The organism is Methylosinus sp. shoA, assembly GCF_059718125.1.
Genome location: NZ_AP046091.1, coordinates 1,613,838 through 1,633,651 on the forward strand (window position 1 = coordinate 1,613,838; position 19,814 = coordinate 1,633,651).

The following is a 19,814-nucleotide window of genomic DNA, read 5'->3' on the forward strand; positions in this document are numbered from 1 at the left end:
AAATCGAAAGATTTGTGATTCACTCGCTATATGGACGTCGCCAGCAAAGCTTTGTCGGACGAAAACGCCGCGCTGAAGGCCGAGCTCGCCGTGCGCGCGCAAAGGCGTCGGAGGATATGGCGCTGATCGCCGCGCAAAAGCTTCAGATCGCCAAGCTGGAACGTCAGATCTACGGGCAGAAATCCGAGCGCTCGGCGCGTCTTCTCGAGCAATAAGCGCTCTTGTTCGAAGAGCTGGAAGCGAGCGCGACAGAGGACGAGCTCGCGGCGGAGCAGGCGGTCGCGAAAACGACGACGGTCGCCGGCTTCACGCGCAAGCGGCCGGATCGCAATACATTCCCGGAACATCTGCCGCGCGAGCGCATCGTGATCGAGGCGCCGACGAGTTGCACCTGCTGTAGCGTTTGCGCAAGCTCGGCGACCCGACCAGAACGGCGTGCTCTGTGACCGCGACGGCGGCGCCGTCCGACGCGCGGCTTATCTAGAAATTGCATCTAGAAATTGCAAAAGCCCCGTGTTAGCTTCCTGCCGCGACGAACCTATCGGCCATTATTATTGCCGGGGAGGACGAAATGGATTGCGGTTTGCTTAGTGCCAGATCAGGAAGCTCGACTACGCCCCTCGTGTACGATCATCCAATTGACGCATGGGGAGGAAGTTCCCGCCGCACGTTCCTGCAGGAGATCGGTCTTGCTGGGGACGAAGCTCCGACGCCGGTCGAGATCGGGTTCGGCGCTGTCGTCAACCTCGAGCCGGGCGTCGCGGGCTTTAGATATGAGAGCCTGAACACGACCTCGATCGCCGAATACAAGCGCTGGATCGGCGTCGACGATGCGACGGCGATCCCGATCCCGTCGAACATTTGTCGAGCCCCCCACGGCTCCGTCCTGGCGACCCAAAAGGACGTGCGCGATGCGGGCTTCCATTTCCTGTTCGGCGACTCCCGGCGTTTCGCGGAGTTCGAGGAGCAGCTGGACGCTGCGCTCGGCCCATTCCAGGCCGACCTCTATGTGGCCGGAACAGTGCGAGTGCCCGCGGGCGCCCGTCTCGTGGCGCGTCGACCTTCCGTGCTGGTCTTCGAACGGCTGCTGCTCGAGAATGGCGGCCAGCTCGTGCTTCATGCGCCCTGCCGGGTGCGTCTCGAATGCCTCGAGAAGAGGAGTGGGCACTGATGTCCGAGCAACAATCCGACTACAAAAATACCGGGCTCGAGATCGCTTCCATCACCGGAGACGAAGAGCAGCCCCGCAAGGTCACCCCGGGCGACCCGCTGGTGATCGCGTCCACCAATGCGAAGTTCGAGTGGATCCAGATCGAGCCGGGCGGCGAGATCCAGGTGCAAGTGGAGAGTTCAATAACGATCAAGAAACTCGAGAAGTTGGGCAATAAGGAGCCGTTGTCATGATTCTGGAGAATTTGAACGTCGGCGACGTTCTCGTGCTCGGCTTCTCGGGAGCCTCGGGCGCATATGGCGCCAATGGCGGCGACGCCCTGCCCGGCGAGCATGGCCGCGATTGCAACTGTAATTGGGCCAGCGGCTGCCGGGACTGCGAGACTGGCGGCAATGGCAAGGATGGCGGCAACGGGGGCCGCGGGCAGGACGGGTCGGACGGAGAAAAAGCGTATCCGGCGACCTTCACCATCGACGAACTCATCGGCGAGGTCGTCTTCATGTCCGCGGGCGGCAATGGCGGATCGGGCGGCGCCGGCGGCGCCGGCGGCAATGGCGGCAATGGCGGCGACGGCGGCAAGGCGGACCAAGACGGCGCCTATAAATGCACAGGTTGCAACGGCGGCAATGCCGGCAATGGCGGCAATGGCGGCAATGGCGGCAACGGCGGCAATGGGGGCGACGGCACGATCGTGACCATCGCCTGGTCCTCCACCCAGGGCGGGAGGATCACGTGCAACACCGGCCAGTCCACCGTCGGCGCCGCCGGAAAGGGCGGAGCCGCAGGCGGCAGCGGCAAAGCCGGCTCGCCGGGCGGATCCTCGGGCAGCGCTGGTAGCCCCGGTCAGTTGGGCAACGCCGGCAGCCGCCGTGGGGCGTCGTCCACCTATAACGTCTCGAAGGCCGGATAAGGAGCGCCCGACGATGGTCCCGGCGAGCGCGTCGCATCTGCTGAGGGCCGTCGCCTCCTCCTTCGGGGCCTCACAGGAGCGCGCGCTCGCGCTCGGGAAATGCGTGCTGTCGCCTACTGCGACCGCTCAGGGCGACGGCGTCGGACGTTCATTCATCAATTACGACGGCACGCCGCTCCAGATGTGTCTCAGCAGCAGCGCCGGGGGCGTGCAGCTGCGCGTCCTCGGCGACCCGGCTTGGACGCTCGGGCCGCAAGCCCGCTGGGAAGCGAGTCGCCGAGCGCTTCGCAGCACGCTCGAGGCGGCGGATGCGTTCGATCTGCATCCCCGAGCGCTTCGCTGTCTCGACGCCGCGGTGCGCGCGCCGCTCGACGACTATACTCGGGGCTTCGTCTGGCTCGGCGCCGGTCTCGACGGCGGCGGCGCCATTTATGTCGACGCCATGCCATGGGGGGGCGATAGCCTCGGGCGAGCGCTCTCCTGGGCCACCGACCTCCTATCCGACGCCGAGGAGATCAGCGACGACCTCAGACGCCTCGCCCCCTATGTGCGGGTCGTCAGCGTCGGGGTCGAGGGCGCCGACGCCGACACGGCGCGGGCGAAGATCTATCTGCGACTGGACCGGCCGACGCCGCTCGATCACCTGGGCGTCCGCTTCCTCGAACATCCTGCCTTCGCGCGCGTGTTGGCCCACCTCGTCGGCTACCGACGGCTCCGTGTGGAAGGTCTCGTGCTGGCTCTCGGCTATCGCCTTCGGGACGGTCGCCGCATCGACGCCAAGCTGGATGTTTGCGGGCATTGCGTTCCCCGTCCGCCCGACCGCTGGCAGGAGGCAATTGCGCGGACTGCTCGGGCGCTCGGCGTCGCCGCGCCCGACGTGCGCGAACTCCTGTCATCCGGAGCCGCCGAGGTGGCCTTCATTGGCGTCGGAATCGATCGCGACGACAACCGCAGACTGAACATCTACCTCAAGCCGCTCGAAGGCCCACCCTTGCTCGCTGGCCCGGCGGCGGCTCGGGCCGCGCTGCGGGACGGTGTGCGAGCGCTCATGGAGCTCCAGGGCGTTGACGGGCGCTTCTCCGAATACGCGCTGCCAGTGGGCGCCGCCGACGGATGGGTCACGGGTCTCGCCGGCGTTGCGCTCGCAATGGCGTCGAGCGTCCAAGGCGCTCGGCGAGCGGCCGAGCGCGCGGCCGATTGGCTCGTCGCGAACCGCTATCGGCAAGGATGGGGATACAACGACCGCACCGGGCCGGACGCCGATAGCACTGGCTTTGCGGTTCGGCTGCTCCGGCTGCTCGACCGCACGGCGCCGCCCGAGGCCGAAGCGTTCCTCGCCGAACAGTGGGTCGGAGACGGATATCGCACCTATCCGCGCGATGACGGCTGGGGCGACGCCCATCCGTGCGTAACGGCGGCCGTGGGGCTCGCCGTGTCGGACGAGGCCTTCGCGTTGCGCCGGCGCGCCTTGGCCGAAGCCCTGGGTCGCACGCGCCTCGACGATGGCGCTTGGCCCTCGTACTGGTGGCTTCGCCCGGGCTATTCGACGTACCACCACCTGCGACTAGCAAAACGTCTCGGCGTACGCGTCCCCGGCGGCGCCACCGAGGCGCTGTTGCCGCCGAGCACCGCTTTCGAACTGGCTTGGGCGACCGGCGTCGCCCTCCTCGAAGAATCCAACCTACTGCCTGAACTGGTCGACGCGCTCGTCTCGGCGCAGCGCCCGGATGGTCGCTGGGAGGGGTCGGCCGAGCTGCGTGTGACCGATCCAGCGTGCCGAATGGGCCAACCGTTGCGAGGAGACCTCTACGAAGACCGCTCGGGCCTGGTGGCTACAGCGGCGGCGGTCATGGCGCTGACGGAGGTGTGCGGATGTTAGAACGACCCATTCTCATGTACAAGCCCGCCTGCCCGCCCTGCCGGTGGATGTCGCTGTTGGCGTGCGTCCTTTCGCTCGGAGTCGTGCGTCGCGTCCCCGTCGAGGGCGCCGAGGCTCAGGCCCTCTACGATCGCCACCCCGAACACCGCGGCGAACTCGTCCTGCAGTACGGACGCGACACATGGTTTCAGCGCCGTGTGTTCCTGGCGATTCCGTCGGTACTCTTATGCGCCTGGGCAAAGACGATCGGCGCGCGCCTGAGCGCGCTGCGGCCGTCGTAACATGATCGGCGCGCTCGACAATCAAGGCGCCTTCGCCCGACAGGGGTGGATTCGGCCGCCTCAACCCTCGGCTTCAACGTTGGATAGGCTCCGAGAGCTGTTGAACGAGCACGCCACACGCTATGTCGAGAGCTTCCACGCCACCCTCCAGATACCCGACCCCGCGCATCGCGCCGAGGTGAATGAGGCCCTCGATAGGTTGCTGCGGCCGTGGTGGTCTCTCCACATCGCCGGTTACGATGCGCTCTTCAGCGGCTTCGTCTGCAAGGGGCCGGGCGCCGCGGCTCTTTCATGGCACCAGGATATTCGAGTGACGCCCTTGGGAGCGCCGCCCGCCTTGTCGCTCTGGCTGCCGCTCCAGGCCGTGGGGCCGCAAAACGGCGGCCTCGCCGTGGCTTCCGGCAGTCACAGGCTGGACGGACTCCGCGCCGTCGGCGACCAACCGCCAGCCGGATGGGCTGCGCAGTTCCCCCCGACGCAGCTCGAGTTGGCGCGAGGCGAAGCGGTGCTTTTCCATCCTGCGCTCGTGCACGGCTCGCCTGCGAACGCCTCGGATCAGACACGCGCCGCCGCCGCCGTGCTCCTCATTCCCAAAAACACGCCGCTCACGCTGTTCGCGCCCGAGCCCATGCCGCTCGACCGGTCGTTCTTCCTGTCCGGCGACCTCGTCGCCCTTTGCCGCCAGCGTTCGAGCTGACGTTACCGCATTCCGAACCAGCGTATTTCCAGGAGGATATCATGTCGTCCCTCGTCACCGCAGAAGGCGCATCGCTCGGATTACTGGCCCAGATACCGGGTGTGGACGCCCTCCAGATCGCCTCGCCCGCCGGCGGGGTGGAGCAAACGCTCAATCTGTTCCGCTCCGACGTGAACCTTCCCCTGCCGCTGGTGAGCCTGAACGAGCCCGACGGGCTCGCCTACGCTATTACCGCTTATCTCACCTCCAATGTGCGACGCCAGGCCGACAGTTGGAACCAGACGGCGCCCACCGGATACCTCGGACTCGGCTGGTCGCTGTCGTTCGACGCGATCCTGGTCGATAACCCGCCAGCCGAAGCGCCGGGCATGTATTCATACTTTCTCGCGAGCGGCGGCGGCGCCACGCGACTGCACCAGATCGGCGCCGACAGCGACGGAGTTCTCGTCTTCGAGGCCGAGGCGTTCCAATTCTGGCGTATTCGATATTTTCCCCGACACGCGCGGTGGGAAATCACCCGCGAGGACGGCTCCATCTACATCTATGGCGGCGCTCCCGGCGCCGACCCCGCAGCGTCAGCGCTCCAGCTCGGCGTCCGCTGGCCCGGTCAGGAAGGCAATTGGACCGGGCCGTCGGTCCAATCCAACGGCATGACGCAGATGTACACCGGCTTCAACCTCACCGAGGTGCGGAGCCCGTGGGGCGCTCGCATCTCGTTCGAATATGAGAACGATTTGCGTCAGCTCGGCTCGACCGCCGGGCTTTCGTATACGGCGTCGAGCCGGTTGCGTCGGGTGACCGATACGCGGGGTCGCACGGTCGAGCTGCAATACGGCGAGAAGGAGCCGGACGAATACCGAATTCCGCATGTCGATCCCTCCGGCCAGGTGGTCGCTTACCAGGACCGCTTCGAGACCCGCTACCTCGACCGCATCCGCGTGTTCGGCGCCCCCGACGGCGTTGCGACGCCCCGCCTTTTCACTCTGGAGTTCGGCTATGAGTTGGCCGCGGTAGGCATCGGTCCGGGTCCCGACGCCGATCTCCGCAAGCGCTACCTGACCGAGGTGGTCATCTGCGATCCGGACGGACGCGCGTCGCCGGGCTTACGATTCACCTATCTGAATAAGCCGAGCGACCGGAAGGCGGAGGTGAACCGGGGCGCGGTGGCCACGGTCGCATATCCGACGGGGGCAGTGTCGACGTATCATTACGTCGATCGCACGCTGTCCGGCTCGGAGCTGGCCCGGCTGATCGAACCCGACGCCACACCTGGAGTGTTCTGGGGGCCCGACTATGCCGTCGTGCTCAGCCACGACGATTCGGCGCAGCTGCTCACCGTCGAGGCATGGGCCTGGAACGGCCGATGGGTGTCGCAGCGACTGCTCGACAAGGAGCGTGTCGATTTCGACCCGGACACGCTGGCGGTGGGAGCGCAAGCGAACTTCTTCGCGCTCACCTTTCGAACCACCGCGACCCGCGAGCAGATCGTGGTGCGGAAATTCGCTCGGCGCAAGGGCGCCGTCGCCGAATTCGAGGCCGATAGTCGGTTCACCCGCCTCGACATCGCGTCCAACGGCAACGGGATCGCCGCTACGGGCGCGTCCTTCGTCGTGGCCGTGGCGACGGGCAGCAGACCGGTCGTCGAAGTGTGGGACCCCGCGAACGAGCAATGGATCGACAGGTCGTCGATACTCGACCCGTCGAGCGGAAGCCAGTTCGCGCTGTCGGCCTACGGAGATTCGTTTGCGTTCGGCGAGGTCGACCTGACCCGCGGCGAAGCGCGGCTTCGGGCGTTCGCGTTCGATCCGATGGCGCGTGACTTCAAGGCTTTCAGCCTGGATCGCGACCGAGTTTCGCCCGTCTATTGGACCTCGTCCTCACCGTACACTTTCCTGACCATGGGGCCATGTGCGCTCGCCGTCACTTGGATCTCGGCGGACGAGGACGATCGGTTCGACGTGACGCTCCAGGTCCAGCAATGGGACCAATTGCTCCGGGCCAGCACAGTAATCGATAACGTCCGCCGCGGGATTTCACGCTCCAGCCCGCTCGCCTTCACCCAGACGCACATCACTGTCTCGGTCGTCGCCAATGTCGACCGGTTATGGCGGTTCGACGGTCGTGACTGGGCCTATGCGCAAATGGACGGGGCCACGGATGACTCGAATTTCGCCTACGGCGACGACATTGCCGTGCGGTCGGGCCCGAACGGCAATGAGGCGTGGTTTTTCGATCCCTACAAACTGAAGTGGAAGCAAGCCAACCCGACGGGGTCGAGCAATATTCCGTCCACGGCCAGCGGAAACACCATCACGGTCGGGCGCGACGTATACTCGCGCGGTCGCGACGGTTCCCTCGAACTCTTGGGTTCGCTCGACCCCAATATGAAGCCCGGCAGCCTCGCCAACCGAGCGCCGTCCTTCCTCGCTTATGAAGACCAATCCGGCAACGCCTTCGTCGTTCCCTTCGACAACGGGCGGCTCGACAAGAGCGCCACGACCAAATTGCCGTCGGAGCGCATCGTGGCGGGCCACAATGCGCCGGGCGGCGCTCTGGTGGGCGACCTGGCGCTCATGACCTGGACCGGCTCCAGCTTCGCGAAGCCGAAGTCCGTCCACCTCCGGCAGGTGCATCGGGGCCGAGTCACTGGTCGGCTCACCCATCCGGTGGTGGCTTCGGCCGAGCTCGACGTGGGGCTCGACGAGACGGGCCAAACGTCCGCCGGACGCGTCCGTCGCACCGCGCTGGCCTATGACGACGGCACGGTCACTGTATCGGCCGACGGGGAGACTGCCGAATTCGCCGAGACCGCGGTGATCGCAGGCCTCGGCGGAAAGAGCTGGGAGCCCTCCTGGCCGCCACCCGACGCGACGCCGCGCGGCCAGACACGGACGACCTACCACAACAACCGTTCGGCGAGCGAGGTCGGCTGGCCGCTCGAGCCGGCCCCCAACGACGTTCGTCAGCGCCTCTACGGCTATCTGCACGGGCAGATCGCCGAAGAACAGGAACTCTCGAGCGCCGGCGGACTCACCCAGCGCCGCACTTGGGACTATGAGGTCTACACGGCGCGCACGCCGCTCAGAGGCGGGAAGCCCGTGGGTTTATACGGCGCGTGGGTGCGCACGGTCGGTTCGACGACGACATTCGACTACCAGGAGACCTCGATAGGGACCGCCGACGACCTCCAGTCCCTGAGCGGCGAGAACATGCCCCAGGGGCTGCAGGACGCCCTGCGCCGAGCCCGAGTTCGGACGCCCCGTCCGCGAGTTTATACCGACCATGGGGGGCGGACATGGCTGGTCCCCGACGCCTGCGGCGTCCAACGATTCGCGCTCCGGATCGACAATGGTCGCCTTCTGGTCTCCTTGCCGGTCGTGCAGACGAAGCGCGAGGCGTTCAGCCAGCAATCGGGTTTGCCGATCCGCAGCGCTGCGAGCTACACCGACACGTTCGGCGAGGCTCGCGAGCAGGTCGAGGATAATATCTACGCTTGGCAGGCGCCGGCATACTCCGACGCATTGATCGAGACGCACCAGCTCGCCATGCCCTGTATCCAGGTGCAGCGCGACGCGCCCGCGGACGACCCTGCGGCGGACGGCGTCCTGACCGCGATCCTGTTGCGCACTTTCAAGGAGTGGCCGGGCGGCGGTTGGGGGTCTTTTGCGGAATATCGGGCCCGCACCGAGGCGGTGTGGCGGCCGAAAGCCGCCGTGCCGGTCGAGTTTTCGGCCTGGAGCCCGCAGGACGAGCCGCCTTCCGCGTCGCTCTGGGTGGCGACGAACCGTGTGCAGGCGCGCGCGCCGAGCACGGGCGAAGTGGTCCAGCAAACCGATGCGATCGGCGTTCCGTCGACGAACCTCTACGATGTGACGGGATCGGCGGTGGTCGCGACGTTCCGTGGCGCGCCCGCCGAAGCGGTGGCCTATGTCGGGTTCGAGAGCTACGAGGCGGATGGACCGTGGGAGATGTCGGACGGCTCGCGGATTTCCGCCCATTTCGTCCGCGGTGACGCCCACACCGGGAAAGGCTCCCTGGCCCTCACCGCCCTCGGACCTTCGGTTTCGGCGCGCTTCGATTGGTCGAAGGCCGATGGGCCGTCCATCGTGGCGTTCTGGGCCAAGAGTTCGGCGTCCGGGGCGACGTGCGACGTCCGCGTCGGCGGCGTGGTCGTCGCGACCCTCGATATCGGCGATACAGGCGCCGTGTGGCGATATGCTCGGCTCCCCGTCGCGGCTTCGGGGAACCTTGCCGACGTCGAGGTGCGCTTTACAGCCGGCGCGAGGGGCGACATCCTCCTCGACGACATATTCGTCTGCCCGGTGCATTCCGACGCGTCGGCGAACGTCTACGGAGCGGCGGGCGGCGCGACGGCGTCGGTCGCTCCCGGCGGCCAATGCGGCCGCCTGTTGCGCGACGGTTTTTCGCGCGAGCTGTTGCATACCAACGCGGCGGGCGCGCTGGTCGCGTGCAACCTCTACTTCCTCTCGACCCAACTCGGCGGATTCGACGCCGCCCAACCCAACGGGCAAACAACCTGGAACCCTGCCGATAGCGGCGTGATCGCCGACCTCGATCAGGGTGGCGATTGGCGTTCGGACTGGTCCGGCGCCGAGGGCTGGGAGGTCGAGGACGGGACGCTTACGCGCGCGACCGACGGCGAGGCCGTCATCGCCTTTACGGCCGGCGGAGATGGCGTAGACAGAGCCGTACGGGCGACTGTGGCGCTGCCGACGGATGCGAGCGGCCGTCCAATCGCGCCGAACGCCTCTGTCTCCATCGGCATCGGAGATGCGATCGTTGCGAAATGGTCGCCCGGCGTCGGATGGCGGCTCACGCTTTCGGGCGCTCCGATCACGGGCCTCCCTGGCGACGCTGCGCTTCCGGCGGCCGAGCTGGGGCTGATCGCCACCTCGCCAAAGAGCGGGACCGGGTTCGTCGGGTTCTACGCGGACGGCCAGCTCCTGGCTTGGACGCGTACGACCGCAGCGCCCGGCGGCCGCCTCACTCTCGGCTGCGGCGACGCGGGCGTCGGTTTCCGGAACATCGCGGTGGCCAATCGGCCGTCTTCGACTTCGGTTTACGCCGATGGGATCGGCGCCGAGCGCCAGCAGAATGTGCTCTCGGATACCGGCGTCCTCGCCTACCAGGACATCCCCGACGACCAAGGGGAAACCGTCATCACCACCAAATCGGCTTCGGTGGATGGAGCGGCGCCGATCTACAACTCGAAATTGGTCTCCGCCATCGACTGGTCGTCGGGTGTGATGGAGGGCCTCGTCGCCACGTATTATTCGGACAAAGGGCAAGGGAGCGACGACCAAGGCTATCCTTATTACCGGGTCGTCACGGCCCCTACGCCATCTCGACGGCAGATTATGCGGTCGGCGGCCGGCAAGGACTTCGCGATCATCCAGGACGACACCGGGGCATCCACGAACCCGCACATTACCACTTACGCCTACGAGACGAATATTCGGGGTGAATTCGGCGGCGACGACTTCCCGGACGCCGCATTTCACGTGCAGACGACGACCGACGCCGACGGGCGTGTGGTGCGCATATGCACCGACGTCCTCGGCCGGAAAGTCGCCACGAAGGCGGGCCCCGCGACCCCCGGCGGCGCGGACTACGCCATCGTTCGGCTCGAGCTCGACGCCGCAGGGCGCACTAAAAAGGTCTACCTGCCGAATGCGCTCGCCGAGACCAATCCGGATGACCGCTTCATCCTCACCAACACCTTCGACTTTCTCGGCAACCCGATCTCTCAGTGGACGCCCGACACGGGCGCCGTCGAACGAATATTCGACCTACGCGGCTCCGAGCGCTTCACGCTCGACGCCGTGAACGCGGCCAAGCCGCCCGGCGAACAGGCCATTCGCTACCAGAAGTACGACGGGCTCGAACGACTGGTGGAGGAGGGCAGCGTAATCGGGACGTGGAATCGAGCGGCGCTCCAAGCGATCGCCGACGATGACCCATGTTGGCCGAAGGTCGAGGATGGCGGGTCGGTCGCCCGCACGCTCGAATATGATGGCGACGGCGCCAAACCGACCGACATCGGCCAGCTCGTCTCGGCCCGGACGGTGTCTGGTCGAGCAGTCGTGAACGAGCAGCTCGCCTGGACTCTCGGCGCTCGGCTCGAGTCGGCCACGATCGCCACTCTCGCCGGCGTCCGGCGCATCGGGCTCGCCTATGATGGCCTCGACCGCCCCATCCGATGGTCCTATCCGGAAGGCGCGGCCGCGCCCGAGGTGACATATCACTATAATCGGGTCGGAAACGTCGCATCGGTAGGCACTCCCGCCGACGCGGAGGCGTTCGCGACTTTCACTTACGACCCGGGCGGTTCACTGCTCTCCCGCCTGTCGCGAGTGGCGGCGCGCCGCTTCGCGCGAAACTGGACCTACAACAGCCCCGGCTGGGAGACGCTGATCGTCGATCGCGAGGTCAGTGATGACCCGGTAGCGCCGACGATGACCGAGACGCTCGCCTATACTTCAGGCGGCGCTGGCGGCGTCGGCTATTACTCTGGGCAGGTCGCCTCGGTCACGATCGTCCGCAATGTGCCCGAGGCGCCGAGCGAACAGAGCTGGGCCATGGCCAGCGACGGGCTGAGCCGCACCACCATCGCGGACGGGGGCCAGAATGTCGGCTTCTCCTATGACCTCAACGGCAATATCGACAAGATGACCGTCGACGCCGAAATCCGAACTTTCGTCTACGAAGACGGAACCGACCGCGTCTCCGAAGTAAGAGCGTCGAACGCGGCGGAAGATAAGCTCTCCTATGACCGCAACGGCCGCACGCGGTCGTCCACGGCGCGTCGCATCCATGACGTCCGATACGACGATGTCCTCGCGCAGCCGATTTTCATGGACTGGAGCGGAGCGGGCGATCACACTCTGGCGTTCGCCTACGACAGCAATGGCAGGCGGGTATGGGCGCAGGACGAGGCGGGCCGCGCATTCGTCACCGTCTATGGGGAAGACCCGTTCCCTTGGGCGGAGGAGCTCCCGGACGGCGCTTTGCGACAATATGTGTTCGGGCCGGGAGGCCCGATCGCGGTCTTCGACGGCGATGCTCCTCACGTGATGTGGGCGGACCATCTCGGATCGGTGCGATGGGTGGGCGCCGCCGACGGATCGACGGTCGGGGCGTTCGACTACAGGCCTTACGGCGGCATGGCCGACAGCAAAGGCGCCGACGTCGACCGCTGGACGCGCCGATTCACGGGCAAACCCCAAGACCCCACAGGACTTTACGATTTCGGGGCCCGTTGGTACGACGCCGAGCTCGGCCGGTTCTGGACGCCCGATCCCGACGGGCAATTCGCCAGTCCATACACCTATGCCGGGGATCGTCCCTTCGACGCGGTCGACGACGATGGAGAGCTGGCCTTTCTCGCTGTGCTCGCCATTGCCGCTCTGGCCGGAGCGGCGCTCGGCGGCACAGTCAATCTCGCCGTGAATTGGGAGGGAAGCTCGCCCGGCCAGCGGGCGGCGTATTTCTTCATCGGCGCTGGTTTCGGCGCTGTGGCGGCGACCGCCGGCGTCGGGCTCGCCGCAGCCACGGGGGGCTTGTCCATCGGCGCGGCCATCGCGGCGTCCGTCGTCGCGGAGGGTTCGCTCGGCGCGGTCGAGGGCTATCTCGCGAATGGCCTCAACAATACCGTGGCGGGACGGGGATTCAACGAGGGCGCGGGCTTGGCGGCGTTGACCGGCGGGATCATCGGCGGCGTCTCCGGCGGGCTTGGCGCAGCCGCGAGCAGCCTGCGCCAAGGCCTGCGAACTGGACGCGGACGCTTCGCCATGGCGGATGGTTCCGAGCTCAGAGGACCAACCCGGCGAAATGCGCGCAACGCTCCTCGCGGCGCAGATCGTTTCCGATACCATCGCAATTCGAACGGCCGGCGAGTTTGGCTGTCACGATACGGGACGACCGGCAGGGACATCGTCGATCTGGTTCGATCCGCCCGAAACCGAGGGCGTCGGGTCACGATCCTCTCGGGCACTCACGGGAACACCAGAGGAGGCCTGAGCCGCGAGCGTCGATTCTTTTACGAGGACGTCGAAACGGCGCGTCGTTTCGGCGGTCGCCGGAACGTGCTCGTGGTGGATGTGTTCCAAATCTCCCCGAGGGAAGTCCGCCGGATCCTGAACGGCGGCGACGAGGTCATCGCGGCCTTCTGCTATAGCCGGAACAACGACGACGTGGTTCGGGCTCTCGGTCTTTCGCCGGGGACTCTGTTCCCCGGTCAGTGACGAGTCCGCTCAGCGCCGCCGCGCCACGGCCAGAAGGTAGCGCCGCGCGCCTCGGACTCCGAGGTCGACGAATGCGCTGCGCAGCGGCTCCGTTTCGGCGGCTGCGCGGCGCGCGCAGAAGGCGCGCCAAGTATGCTCCGTGATGTCGTCGAGCCGGATTACCTCCAGCCCGGCCAACTCCAGCGAGGTCCGGTAGTCGTCCAGATCACGCTCGGCGTTCTCGGCGGGCAGCATCCAGCGCCCCAGGCAGTCGGGGTCGTTCGGAAGGAGATCGGTGACGACGAGACGCCCGCCGGGCATGAGGACTTCCGCGGCGCGGTTGAAGAAAGCTCGCCGAGTACGGACGTGGAGCAGCGCTTCGATCGACGCGAGCGCCTCGACCGAGCCGGTCGGGAGAGGCAGCTCGGCGGCGTCCATACGCGCGAAAGCAATGTGGGGGTAGCGGGCGCGCGCCCAGGCGAGCTGGGCCTCTGACGTATTCACTCCCGTAACTCGACGGCCGGGGAGGGCGGCGGCAAGCCGGGCGGTTGTCGCGCCCAGGCCGCAGCCGACGTCCACCACCGGGCCGGAACCGGCGGGCAGCTCGGCGATCACCCGGTCCACGAGCATGCGGCAGGCCGTAGGCTGGTCCGGCGTGTCCGCCTCCCACCAGCCGACGTTATAGAAGCCCTCCTCGCCAAACCAAATTCGGTTTGCGCTGTGCAGGATGCGCGCGTCGTAGCGGCTGTCGAAGTCCGTCTCGTCGCCCTCGATTTCGCCAAGCATCACCGGCGCTCCAACATCAGCGAAGCCGGTCCGCGCAGGAACGGCGGCGCGATACGCCAAGCCGGCGCGCCGACGGGCTTCAGCGACGGCGCGATCCTCGCAAATCTTCGAGCGAAAGCCGTCAGCACATCGGTCGCCAGATTGGCGCCCAGACATTTGAGGGGGCCATGTCCGAAGCTCAGCGGTCCCGGGTCGTCGGGAACCAGGCGGGGGTGTTCGGCGTCAGCGAACACCGCCGGGTCGCGGTGCGCAGCGCCCACCGCAGCCAATGCTCGATCGCCTTTGGTGAGGCGCATGCCCGCGATCATGACGTCGCGCCGGGCCAGTAGCGGCACCGCCTGCACCGGGCTGTCGTAACGCAGCAGCTCCGCGGCGACTCGGCCGTGACTCGTGGCCACGACCTCGGCGAAATCCGGATGGGCCGTCAGCGCGTGAGCGGCGAGCCCGATGGCGTTCTGAAGATTGTCGGTCAAAGCGTAAATTAGGAAGGCGGCGAACGCAGGGCCGCCCCGGTCCACCAGCGGCGCCAGGACCGAGCCGCCTGCGATCGTCTCGATGAAGGATGTCCATGGCCCCGGGGCGCCCTCCGCCAGCTGTGGAAGCGCCGAGGCCAATGGAGCGCCCGGAGGCGCGACTTCCCATGGGCCGAGCAGGCTGGCGGCGAGTTCCCAGACTAGAGGATGGGCGACGTCGATGACCATGTCGCCGCCGCTGAAGTTATCGACATGAACCGCGATCAGGGCCTCGATGTCGAGACTCTCCCAGGCGGGCCGGAGCTGACCGAGCACGGCGGACCGGACACAGCCGTCCGTCGCGCCGGCCTCGCTGAACCAATGGCGGCTCGCCGCGCCGAACGGTCGGGCCGGGTCGCCTGGCCAATGAGCGAGGTCGGGATGGGCCAGCGCGTCGCGGACTTCGCGATATCCGAGCAGGACGAGCTGGCCGTCCACGCGGCGGACCCGTCCTTCATCGAGCCAGCGCCGCCAAGCCGGATGGGGATCGGCGCGATGCGCTTCGGCCAGAGGCTCGATCCACCCCTCGATCATTGCGGCTCGCTCCCCATTTGTAAGGCCCGGGACGATGTGTTTCGCCGAGATCTCGTCTCGGCGTGGCGCAACGGAGCAATCCGCCGCGCGGATCAAAACAGCAATGGGCAATCCGACGACGGGATGATGGCGAAGTTGGACCTTGGTTTCCAGCGTCATTGCGGCCCTGTGAACAAACGCTCGGCGACGAATGTGAGCAGTCCATTGTTGGGCGCGAGAAAAAAGCGGCCGCTCGAGGTCTCGAGCGCTATGGCGAGCCTCTCCGTTCCGACGCCGGGATCGACGACGGCGACGAAAACCGAACCCGTGGGCCAGTAGGGCTCAGCCTGGTAGAGGCGATAGGCGCCGGCAAAGATGCTTCCCGGATCTTCATGGCTGAGGTCCGCGATCAGCAGATCCTGCGAGATCGAATAGGCGACGCCCTTCATTGCTGTGACGGCGCCGTCCGCCGTCCCGAAGTCCGTGAACAGCACGAGCGGAGAACGGGCGATGGCGGCGCCGCAGGAAAGACAGAAAAACAAGGCAACAACGATCGGACGAAGCATGGGCTTTTCCTCTTCGGGTCGAAGAGACCACAGTCATCTCGCCGAAACCCGACTAAGCAGAGATGCGTTGGCGCGCCGGCGTATCTCTGCTCGGATCCCTTGCATTCTTGCATTATTTTGCCCGAATGCCGATCAGCGACGTCGAGACGTCAGCGCGCAGTCGCCAGCTGCAATGCGACGTCTAGCGCAGCCTCCGGAGCGACCTCGATGTCGGATCGAACGCCGACGCCGTCCCAATCACTCTTCGTGATTGCATTTTCCGACCGGCCGTTCGGCGCGACGAGGAAAATATCCGGCGCGACTGCGACCACCGCGTTCGGCTCGGTCGCATGAGCGCCGCCCTTGGTCTTGGCCCCGATGATCGTCGCGCGCTTCAGCGCTTGTAGATGATACGCAAATCCTTCGCCTGCGGAGAATGTATCCGGGCCGGCGAGGATGTAGACAGGCTTGCCGAGATAATGGCTGGGGGTCGGGCTCGTCCACAATTCCTCTGTCCTGAAATTCAATGTTCCCTTGTCGCGCCAGACGGCGCTCGCGACATGGATCGAATGCGACGGATCGAGCAGAAAGCTGATCGGATAGGCGACGGAGCGAGGATGGCCGCCCCTGTTGCCGCGGATATCGAAGACCAGCGCCTCCGTGTCCATCACCTCGCGCATGGCGTCGTCGGCCGCATCCTTGAATATCTCCGGCGGAGCAAATCTGCCGAAGCGAATATAGCCGATGTTTCCTTCGAACCGGTCTACGCGTCCGCAGCCGGCGTCATTGGGCTGCGGCGCGACTTGGGTCGGAGGCCGTAGATCGCGAACGACGAATATATGATTGTCGCTCGTGATCGACCGAAGGTCCGCGGCGATGCGTCGAACGAATTCGTCCCGATCGGCGAGGTTGTCATAGGCGTTTGCCGCCAGCGCCTTCTCGAGGGCTTCGGCCGCTCGATCGCCTTTCTCCGGATGGACATATGCCGCCCGAAAACCGGCCGCGATCTCGCCGACCAAGCGACGGATCGAGACAGGGTTCAATTGCGCCGCTTGCGACGCATTTTCGGCTCGCAGGGGCCACGGTAGAACCATCATCGAGGCCAGCAGCGCGCAAGCCTCGACGAAATGCCGCCGAATGGATCGCATCGAACTCCCCCAAGTCACCGTCGGCGAAAAGCGCCACGTCGGATCAACGGTGACGACGCAAGCCCGGTGGAGGAGAAGGCCGGGGGCCGGCCTTCTCCTTTTCATTGGGCCGACCCCGTCCTCAGCGCGCGGCCGTCTTGGTCTTGGCGGCCTTGACCTCGGCGTAGAGCCATTTCACGAAGCGCTCGGAGGTCTGCTCCGCTTGCGGAACCTTGGCGTCGAACTCGGCGGTCGGCTTGGCGGCGATCGTCTCCTCGAGCGTCTTGCCCTGGTCGATGAGCGCGGCGACCTTGTCGCGCACGGCGACGATGAGATCGCGTTGCGCGATGAGCGCGTTGCGATCGACGATCGCGCCGTGGCCGGGAATGACCTTGGTGGCGAGGCCGGCTCTGCCGATCGTGGCGCCGAGGCCGTCGATGATGCCGGCGAGAGTGCCGCCATTGTTGAGATCGACGACTGGATAGCCCGTGCTGCGGAAATAATCGCCGACCGCGAGAATATCGTGCTCGGGGAAATAGACGAGCGTGTCGCCGTCGGTATGGGCGTTGCGGATCGGGATGAGGCGCACATGCTCGCCGTTGAGATGGATGGTGACCTGATTGTCATAGGTGACGACCGGCAGCGCCTGGGCGGCGGCGGGTTTGCCCGGCGTCCCGTCCGGGGCCGGATTCGGGTTCTGCAGACGCGCGCGCAGCTGGTCGCGCGCAAAAACCAGCGCGCCGAGCTTGGCGAGATTCTCATTGCCGCCGACATGGTCGCCATGCACATGCGTGTTGACGAGGAAGCGGATCGGCTTGTCCGAAACCTTCTTGATCGCTTCGACGATCTTGTCGGTGAGCGGGGCGAATTGAGAATCGACGAGCAGCACGCCTTCGGGGCCGGTCAGCACGCTGATCGCGCCGCCCTGGCCCTCGAGCACGAAGAAATTCTCTGCGAGCTGCGTCGTCTTGATCTCGACCTTGCTGAAGTCGGGGCGCTGCTGCGCCACGGCCGCGAAAGCAAAAATGCTCGCCGCGAGGGCGAGGGACGTGCAGGCGACTTTGCGCATCGGCTGAGGCTCCATTCGTTCATAACTCTACTAACTAACTAGATATATCTTGGGGCGCGCGGCGCAGACAAGCGCTTTTTTGCCAGGATCGAATTTTGGCGGCGCGACGGCGATAGAACGAGGGGCGGCGATGCAGATGCAGATCGATTGGACGAATTGACTCTCGGAGCGCAACGATGTGCTCGACGAAGCGACCGGCGTCGCGAGAAGACCATCCGCGCGCGCTATCTGATCGCCGCCGACGGCGTCCGCAGCCTCAGGCGCCAAGCGCTCGGCGTCGGCGAGAGCGGACACGGCGCCTTCGGAAATTCGATCAACATGCAGTTCCGCGCCGACCTCGAGACGCAGCGTGCTGGCCGCTATCGCGGCTTGTTCTGGGTCTTCAACGCCGACACGCAGGGAGCGCTCGGCTGGCGCCGCCAGACCAATCGCTGATCCTACAATTTCGAGGCGGCGCCCGACGAGGACCGCAGAGCTACACGCCGGAGCGATGCCGCGACATCATTCGGCTCGCGGTCGGAGATCCCGACGCCGAGCTCGAGGCCACCAGCATCTTGCATTGGAAGCATGATCAGGCCGTCACCGACAGATGGCGCGTCGGCCGCGTGTTCTTCGTCGGCGATTCCGCGCATCGCTTTCCCCCGCATCACGGATTCGGCATGAACTTTGGCGTGCCGGACAGCATCAATCTCGTCTGGAAGCTCGACCTCGCGCTGCGAGGGCTCGCCGACGACGCGCTGTTCGACACCTATGAAGATCGAGCGCAAGCCGGTCACCGAGTTCAACGGAGCGCAGTGTCTCGAGAACACGCGGTGGATGCCCGACCTACCGAGCAACCGGTACAGCGGTCCCGCCAATACCTTGTCGTCCGTCATTGCGTCGTGGTTCAGCCAGGACGGATCGTGCAGCTCATCGGCGCTCCACGGCCGATAGTCCGAATTGACGACCGGACCTGCACGCCACTCGGTCTCGCGCCCGAGCGCAACCTGGACGTAGTCGGCTGCGCCAGGACCGGTCGGCGCAAGGCAAAGGCGGCGTTGCCATGCCACTCCGTAAGCTCCATGCCGCTGTCGCGTAACGCACTCCACACGGCGTTGACGTCGCCGCCGCGCTTCTCGAGCTCCGCTGTCATCCATGGCCGAAGCTCGGCGAACCAAAGCGGTCGAGCGCCGGAAGCCGGTCGATCCGGACAAGGCGCGCGCGCCGCAGACGACGGCGCCGCCGACCGCCCGGGCCGAGCGTTCCGATCGCGCGGCGGCGCCGGTCGCGAGCTCCTCATTCGATTCGTCCACATCGCCCGCGACCTGGCGCGGCGCGCTGATGGCGCATCTCCACCGCCACAAGCGCTTTCCAGCAGGAGCCTCCGCCACCGGCGTGGCTCAGGTCGCATTTTCCATCGACCGCTCCGGCCGGGTCCTCTCGTCGCGTCTCCTTCGTTCGTCGGGCGACCACCTCCTCGACGCCGAAGCCGTTTCTCTGCCGCGCCGCGCGAGCCCGGTGCCGACGCCGCCCCCCGAGGTCGGCGGAGCGACCATCACGCTCGCCGTGCCGATCAACTTCAGCCGATAGCGAAGGGACGAGAAAGATCACGTTCCGGCGATCGCAGGGCTGAGTCTTAAATCGTCGATTCGTTAACCATGTTGGATTCGAAGGGGCGGGGGAGGAAGGCGACGGGTCGCCCACATGTGTGGCCGTTACTACCAAAGCCAAGGCAGACCCGGACGCCCTGCCCGCCCCACTGGTCGCGGATGTGATCGCGCACCCGCACCGCCCTGTGCCTCGAACTGGCGAATAACCCCGACATTGCCCTTGCCGCCACCGTGCATGCGCTGGCGCTCGACCTGCTCTATCGCTGCTTCTCCGCGACGGTGCCGGGAGCCTCTTTCCCAGCCCTCAATGTCGCGGCGACGCGGCCTGCACTCTCCTCTCGGCGGGCGTTGCGGGGCGGCAGGCCCCGCAGAAGGGGGCGGTCGAGACCAAAGACTCGGCCGTAGGGGAAGGCGTTCCCATCGAGGGCTTGGTCGGTCCGAATCTTCCGGTGAGTTCAATCGGCGAAGCGGGACTTCCGATCAGCCGGAAGG

The 19,814-nt window shown here is 66.3% G+C and carries 14 protein-coding genes and 2 pseudogenes; 11 read left to right on the plus strand and 5 right to left on the minus strand.

The features are described 5' to 3' along the window. Nucleotides 1-30 precede the first annotated feature (30 nt). The 8 genes and pseudogenes from AC6IW9_RS07370 to AC6IW9_RS07405 all read left to right on the plus strand — a co-directional run. Nucleotides 31-398: pseudogene (locus AC6IW9_RS07370) on the plus strand (IS66 family transposase); the annotation flags it as partial. A gap of 224 nt (nucleotides 399-622) precedes the next feature. After that, entirely contained in the window at nucleotides 623-1,171 is a 549-nt protein-coding gene (locus AC6IW9_RS07375) for a hypothetical protein (protein ID WP_497770831.1), read from the plus strand. Further along, nucleotides 1,171-1,404, plus strand: a complete 234-nt coding sequence (locus AC6IW9_RS07380) for a hypothetical protein (protein WP_497770834.1) — start codon at nucleotides 1,171-1,173, stop codon at nucleotides 1,402-1,404. The genes AC6IW9_RS07375 and AC6IW9_RS07380 overlap by 1 nt, the downstream gene beginning before the upstream one ends. After that, nucleotides 1,401-2,081, plus strand: coding sequence for a hypothetical protein (locus AC6IW9_RS07385; RefSeq protein WP_497770837.1), 681 nt, complete (start codon nucleotides 1,401-1,403; stop codon nucleotides 2,079-2,081). The genes AC6IW9_RS07380 and AC6IW9_RS07385 overlap by 4 nt, the downstream gene beginning before the upstream one ends. Nucleotides 2,082-2,289: 208 nt before the next feature. Further along, nucleotides 2,290-3,960, plus strand: a complete 1,671-nt coding sequence (locus AC6IW9_RS07390; RefSeq protein ID WP_497770841.1) for a prenyltransferase/squalene oxidase repeat-containing protein — start codon at nucleotides 2,290-2,292, stop codon at nucleotides 3,958-3,960. A 14-nt stretch (nucleotides 3,961-3,974) separates the two neighbouring features. Beyond that, nucleotides 3,975-4,241, plus strand: a complete 267-nt coding sequence (locus AC6IW9_RS07395) for a hypothetical protein (protein ID WP_497770847.1) — start codon at nucleotides 3,975-3,977, stop codon at nucleotides 4,239-4,241. Between the two features lie 100 nt (nucleotides 4,242-4,341). Continuing rightward, nucleotides 4,342-4,938, plus strand: a complete 597-nt coding sequence (locus tag AC6IW9_RS07400; RefSeq protein ID WP_497770851.1) for a phytanoyl-CoA dioxygenase family protein — start codon at nucleotides 4,342-4,344, stop codon at nucleotides 4,936-4,938. Nucleotides 4,939-4,979: 41 nt separating this feature from the next. Beyond that, nucleotides 4,980-13,202 carry an RHS repeat-associated core domain-containing protein gene (locus AC6IW9_RS07405; protein WP_497770854.1) on the plus strand — a complete coding sequence of 2,741 codons (8,223 nt, stop codon included), beginning with the start codon at nucleotides 4,980-4,982 and terminating at the stop codon, nucleotides 13,200-13,202. A 9-nt stretch (nucleotides 13,203-13,211) separates the two neighbouring features. On the opposite strand, the gene AC6IW9_RS07410 is transcribed toward AC6IW9_RS07405, so the two are convergent. The 5 genes from AC6IW9_RS07410 to AC6IW9_RS07430 all read right to left on the minus strand — a co-directional run bounded on the left by AC6IW9_RS07410 (nucleotide 13,212) and on the right by AC6IW9_RS07430 (nucleotide 17,733). After that, nucleotides 13,212-13,967 carry an SAM-dependent methyltransferase gene (locus AC6IW9_RS07410; RefSeq protein WP_497770857.1) on the minus strand — a complete coding sequence of 252 codons (756 nt, stop codon included), beginning with the start codon at nucleotides 13,965-13,967 and terminating at the stop codon, nucleotides 13,212-13,214. Next, nucleotides 13,967-15,013 (minus strand): cytochrome P450, encoded by a 1,047-nt coding sequence (locus tag AC6IW9_RS07415; RefSeq protein WP_497770859.1) that lies wholly within the window; start codon nucleotides 15,011-15,013, stop codon nucleotides 13,967-13,969. Before AC6IW9_RS07415 ends, AC6IW9_RS07410 begins: the two co-directional genes overlap by 1 nt. Before the next feature lie 155 nt (nucleotides 15,014-15,168). Continuing rightward, nucleotides 15,169-15,558 carry an SAM hydrolase/SAM-dependent halogenase family protein gene (locus AC6IW9_RS07420; RefSeq protein WP_497770862.1) on the minus strand — a complete coding sequence of 130 codons (390 nt, stop codon included), beginning with the start codon at nucleotides 15,556-15,558 and terminating at the stop codon, nucleotides 15,169-15,171. Nucleotides 15,559-15,707: 149 nt separating this feature from the next. Next, complete coding sequence (locus AC6IW9_RS07425) at nucleotides 15,708-16,685, minus strand: S41 family peptidase (RefSeq protein WP_497770864.1); 978 nt, start codon at nucleotides 16,683-16,685, stop codon at nucleotides 15,708-15,710. A 121-nt stretch (nucleotides 16,686-16,806) separates the two neighbouring features. Then, nucleotides 16,807-17,733 (minus strand): MBL fold metallo-hydrolase, encoded by a 927-nt coding sequence (locus AC6IW9_RS07430; RefSeq protein ID WP_497770867.1) that lies wholly within the window; start codon nucleotides 17,731-17,733, stop codon nucleotides 16,807-16,809. Nucleotides 17,734-17,880: 147 nt separating this feature from the next. Here AC6IW9_RS07430 and AC6IW9_RS07435 point away from each other — a divergent pair, with 147 nt between their 5' ends. The 3 genes and pseudogenes from AC6IW9_RS07435 to AC6IW9_RS07445 all read left to right on the plus strand — a co-directional run bounded on the left by AC6IW9_RS07435 (nucleotide 17,881) and on the right by AC6IW9_RS07445 (nucleotide 19,302). Then, a complete protein-coding gene (locus AC6IW9_RS07435; protein WP_497770870.1) occupies nucleotides 17,881-18,168 on the plus strand; it encodes an FAD-dependent monooxygenase in 288 nt (95 codons plus the stop codon). Next, nucleotides 18,168-18,443: pseudogene (locus tag AC6IW9_RS07440) on the plus strand (FAD-dependent monooxygenase); the annotation flags it as partial. The gene AC6IW9_RS07435 and the pseudogene AC6IW9_RS07440, both read left to right, overlap by 1 nt. Nucleotides 18,444-18,867: 424 nt before the next feature. Further along, on the plus strand, nucleotides 18,868-19,302 hold the full coding sequence (locus tag AC6IW9_RS07445; protein ID WP_497770873.1) for an energy transducer TonB family protein: 435 nt from the start codon (nucleotides 18,868-18,870) through the stop codon (nucleotides 19,300-19,302). Nucleotides 19,303-19,814: the final 512 nt, after the last annotated feature.

What these genes read in the sequence shown, in the direction of transcription:
- AC6IW9_RS07380 (WP_497770834.1), top strand. Translation starts at nt 1,171, where the DNA reads ATGTCCGAGCAACAATCCGACTACAAAAATACCGGGCTCGAGATCGCT.
- AC6IW9_RS07385 (WP_497770837.1), top strand. Translation starts at nt 1,401, where the DNA reads ATGATTCTGGAGAATTTGAACGTCGGCGACGTTCTCGTGCTCGGCTTC.
- AC6IW9_RS07395 (WP_497770847.1), top strand. Translation starts at nt 3,975, where the DNA reads ATGTACAAGCCCGCCTGCCCGCCCTGCCGGTGGATGTCGCTGTTGGCG.
- AC6IW9_RS07405 (WP_497770854.1), top strand. Translation starts at nt 4,980, where the DNA reads ATGTCGTCCCTCGTCACCGCAGAAGGCGCATCGCTCGGATTACTGGCC.
- AC6IW9_RS07410 (WP_497770857.1), bottom strand. Translation starts at nt 13,967, where the DNA reads ATGCTTGGCGAAATCGAGGGCGACGAGACGGACTTCGACAGCCGCTAC.
- AC6IW9_RS07415 (WP_497770859.1), bottom strand. Translation starts at nt 15,013, where the DNA reads ATGATCGAGGGGTGGATCGAGCCTCTGGCCGAAGCGCATCGCGCCGAT.
- AC6IW9_RS07420 (WP_497770862.1), bottom strand. Translation starts at nt 15,558, where the DNA reads ATGCTTCGTCCGATCGTTGTTGCCTTGTTTTTCTGTCTTTCCTGCGGC.
- AC6IW9_RS07425 (WP_497770864.1), bottom strand. Translation starts at nt 16,685, where the DNA reads ATGCGATCCATTCGGCGGCATTTCGTCGAGGCTTGCGCGCTGCTGGCC.
- AC6IW9_RS07430 (WP_497770867.1), bottom strand. Translation starts at nt 17,733, where the DNA reads ATGCGCAAAGTCGCCTGCACGTCCCTCGCCCTCGCGGCGAGCATTTTT.
- AC6IW9_RS07445 (WP_497770873.1), top strand. Translation starts at nt 18,868, where the DNA reads ATGGCCGAAGCTCGGCGAACCAAAGCGGTCGAGCGCCGGAAGCCGGTC.